Here is a 4,434-nt window from a genome sequence, read left to right as displayed (position 1 = left end):
TGTAAAGTGCTATTTTTCGACCTCACCCCGACCCTCTCCTATCGAGGAGAGGGAGACAAAAGTTCCCCTTCTCTTTGAAGAGAAGGGGTTAGGGGATGAGTTGTAAAAAGGATGAAGAGTATATTTTACTTGATATACTACTTTACGGATGGACTCTAATTAGGATGATTGCGGTATAGAAACAGATTAAAAGGAATTTATCATGAACACAGTTCAACTAATAATTAAAAAGCGAAACAAGAAGTGCTTATCAAAACAGGAGATTGATTATTTTGTCCAAAATTATTTGAATGGAAATATCAAAGAATATCAGATGTCCGCAATGCTTATGGCAATTCTTCTAAATAACATGTCTTCTGAAGAAATTCACTATTTAACAGATGCATATATCAAATCAGGGAAAATAATTGAATTTCCGGAAAGTAATGGTAAATTTGTTGATAAGCATAGCACAGGCGGAGTGGGCGATAAAATTTCTACGCATCTACCACCAATAATTGCTGCATGCGGTCTATACGAACCAATGATCTCGGGGAGAGGATTGGGACATACCGGGGGCACTCTGGACAAACTTGAATCAATTCCAGGATTTTCCACCGAAATTCCTATCCAAAAATTTAAAGAAATTGTCAAAGAAAACGGCTTTGCGATTGTAAGTCAGTCGGAAGATATTGTTCCGGCAGACAGAGCAATCTATGCACTTCGCGATGTTTCGGGAACAGTTGAAAGCATTCCCTTGATTACGGCCAGTATCATGAGCAAAAAAATCGCATCAGGGATAGATGGGCTGGTAATTGACTTGAAAGTTGGGCAAGGTGCGTTTATGGAAAATATGGAAGATGCTGAAAAGTTGGCGAGATCTCTAAGTGAAGTTGGAAGAAATTTTGGGAAAAAAATTTCGGTGGTGTTTACAAATATGAATTCACCTCTTGGTAATTGCATTGGAAATGGGGTGGAAATTCAAGAATCTATTGAATTTTTAAAGGGGAATTATACTGATGATCTAAAGGAAATCACTTTCGCACTTGCTATTGAAATGCTTATAATTGGAGGAATTGTGTCCAATTCAAAAGAGGCGGAAGATAAAATTCTTGAGGTGATCGAATCCGGAGCTGCTCTTAATAAATTCAGAAAATTCGTAGAATTGCAAGGTGGGGACGTTAATGTAATTGATGATTATTCATTGTTGTGGTCCCCTGAATCCTCAATAGAAATTCGGGCAAAATCATCCGGCTATATTTCAAATATTCATGCAAAAAAAATCGGCTGGGCATTAATCCATGTGAATGCAGGCAGAAAAGTTCTAACTGATAAAATTGATCATTCTGCAGGAATGATTTTTGCAAAAAAAGTGGGAGATAAAGTTAATCAGGGAGAAAAAATAGCAACATTGTATTTTAATAATGATAAGGGAAAAATGGTTTCGGAAATGATTCAAGATGCCATAACTATCGCCGCTAAACTTGTTGAAAAAGCTCCCCAAATTTTAAAATAATAAATTCATGAATTTAGTTTGTTGCTTTTTTTTTCAACAATTTTTTAATACTCCAAAGAGTTTCAAGAGTATTTTACTCATCTTTTTTCTTTCCCCATTATTGTTGTCCGCAGCCGAGATTGAGGTGGCAGCAATTCAAATTGACTCAATTTTGGTTGACTCCACTCGAGCGGATTCCACAGAAGTTATCGTGGACTCTATTCGCTATACTGCGAAAAAAATCATCAACAATTATCAGGATGAGCAGATAAAATTAATCAATGATGCATCAATTTTCTATCAAAACACTTATCTTAAATCAGACTCAATAGTCATTGATGTAAAAGATAAAATAGCTGTTTCTTATGGTCTTTCTGAAATGTTCGATGGAAACAATAAGATCTTTGGTTCCAAAGTATATTTTGATCTGGATACAAAAGAGGGAATTCTGAAAAACGGCAGAACGCGTTTTCATGATGGCTATTATTCAGGGGAAAATATGCGCAAAGTCGGTGAAGAAGTATTTGATATTGATAATGGAAAATTCACAACTTGCAATATTGGGAAACATTATTATATTTATTCACCGAAATTTCGTATTTTTCTTAACGATAAAATCGTAGGTAAACCCATAATTTTATTTATAAACCATTTTCCGGTACTCGCACTTCCATTTGCCACATTCCCCATAAAGCGGACGAGAGAATCAGGTTTTCTTATCCCTGAACCCGGATATAATTCTACCGACGGAAAATATCTAAAAAATTTTGCATATTTTCAAATTTTTAGAGATTACGGGGATTTCATGCTTTCTGCCGATATTAATGAGTTGACTGGATTAGACTTCAATCTTCGTGGGAGGTATATTAAGAGATATATTTTAAATGGAAATGTGAACAGTCGATTGTTTTATTTCCATGAGGAAGCAAATGACAGCTACCAAATTCGTTGGTCTTTCAACTCATTTCACAAACAAAAATTATCTCCTTATAGCGATCTGACCATTAAAACGGATTTTGTAAGTGATACGGATATTCTTCAAATTAACGAAGACAAAGAAGTTCGTATGGAAAAATCTTTACATTCTTATGTTTTTTATAATTTTTCTAAAGATAGGATAAATTTCAATGCTGCCTCAGATTATAAAAGAGATTTGGACGATGACACCGAAACATATTATAATAAAATTTATTATTCTACTCGAACTGATTACTCGAAATTTAATCTGAATGGAAATTTTAAAACAACTTTGTATCCAAACCAAAAAAACAGAACAACTTTGGCACTTCCCTCTCTTTCGTATAATATTTACCGACACAGTTTTGCAGAAATTTTTAAACCGAATTTTCAGAGAGAAGCATACAATGAATTGCTGAAAAATTCAAATATTTCTTATTCCGGTAAATTGGCAAATTCAGGAGCGGTAATTGGTAATGATCCAACCTTTGCAGAGATTTTTTATAAAGATACTTACGATTCTACCGGTGCCTATCTTTCTGAACATCGAGAAGGGATAAAGCATTCTGTAACAGTAAGTTACATTGATGATATTTTCAAATATTTTCGATTTGACCAAAGTCTTTCTTACGATGAAATTTGGGAAGATAAGGATAAAAACAATGATAAATTCGTGCGAGGATTTTCTTACAGTTCAAACACAAAATTATCAACAAAAATATATGGATTATTCTATTTTGAGAATTCAAGATTGATAGCATTACGACACATCATTTCACCAAATATTTCCTACTCAATGCATCCCGATTTTTCTGAAAATGATAAATTCTATTCTTTTTCGGGAATCTCAATCAGCTCTGCAGACCGATCAGAAAAAGTGTCTTTTTCATTGACCAATCAGCTCCAAGCAAAAGTGAAGGGGGAAGAGCATCAAATAAAAAATCTCAATAATCTTCTGAAAATAAGTTCGTCGCTTAGTTATGATTTTGAGGAGAAGCCAAAAGGATTTAGCAATATTTCACATACTGCTACCCTGATTCCCTTCAATTTTTCCTTTTTGGGAATTTCTGCGAATTATTCTAACTCATTTCGCTGCACACAGGACAGCTACGATTTTGATATTACAAAATATTTTCTTTCGGCATCTCTTAGTTTGAAAGGTAAATTGCCATACATTGATTACTATCCTTATGATCCTCCGAAAAGCCTGGGTGAGTTGATAGATAGCGAAGATAAAAGTTTCATTTCTCCGAACCCAAAATTATCCGAAAAGCCGTGGTCCCTCTCATTTTCATATTCATATAGCAAAGATAAAAATTCGAATATCTATAGTTCGGACATTCATGCAAAACTTACACTGAACTTAACGAATAAATGGAGTATTGATTACAGTAATTATTACAATTTCAAGAAACACGAATTGATATCTCAGAGTATCCATCTTCATCGCGATTTGCATTGCTGGGCTTTAGATCTAAGTTGGAATAAATCAGGTGATTACTGGTCATACAAATTTAAAGTTGTCGCTGTCAAGTTGCCTGATTTGAAATTCAGGCATTCGGATCATAGGCATTAGAAGTGTTTTTTCGATTTCATTCCCACGAGGGAAACAATTTAAAATTTAAAATGTAAAATGTAAAATTAGCAATGTAAAATTAAAGCAATTCCCTGAAGGGGATAAATAAAATAGCATAAGGTAGCCTACCTTATGATGAAAGATTAAATGATTACGATGTTTTTTCGATTTTATTCCCCGAAGGAAAACAATGTAAAATGAACAATGTAAAATTTAAAATGTAAAATGAAAAATGAGCAATGTAAATTTAAAGCAATTCCCCGAAGGGGGATAAATAAAATAGCATAAGGTTGGCGTTAACCTACCTTATTATGAAAGATTAAATGATTACGATGGTTTTTCGATTTTATTCCACGAAGGAAAACAATGTAAAATGAACAATGTAAAATTTAAAATGTAAAATGAAAAATGAGCAATGTAAATTTAA

2 protein-coding genes are annotated in these 4,434 nt (G+C 33.7%); both read left to right on the top strand.

Annotation, left to right across the window (positions count from 1 at the left end):
- The first annotated feature begins 202 nt into the window (after window positions 1-202).
- Window positions 203-1,495 carry a thymidine phosphorylase gene (locus tag U9P79_03865; GenBank protein ID MEA2103762.1) on the top strand — a complete coding sequence of 431 codons (1,293 nt, stop codon included), beginning with the start codon at window positions 203-205 and terminating at the stop codon, window positions 1,493-1,495.
- Between the two features lie 124 nt (window positions 1,496-1,619).
- Window positions 1,620-4,007, top strand: coding sequence for a putative LPS assembly protein LptD (locus U9P79_03860; protein MEA2103761.1), 2,388 nt, complete (start codon window positions 1,620-1,622; stop codon window positions 4,005-4,007).
- Window positions 4,008-4,434 lie beyond the last annotated feature (427 nt).

The organism is Candidatus Cloacimonadota bacterium, assembly GCA_034661015.1.
In the GTDB taxonomy this organism is placed as follows: Bacteria; Cloacimonadota; Cloacimonadia; order JGIOTU-2; family JGIOTU-2; genus JAYEKN01.
This window is presented reverse-complemented; position numbering and strand designations above follow the sequence as displayed.

Excerpts from the sequence above, each read along its gene's own strand:
- U9P79_03865 (MEA2103762.1), top strand. The coding sequence starts at position 203 with ATGAACACAGTTCAACTAATAATTAAAAAGCGAAACAAGAAGTGCTTA.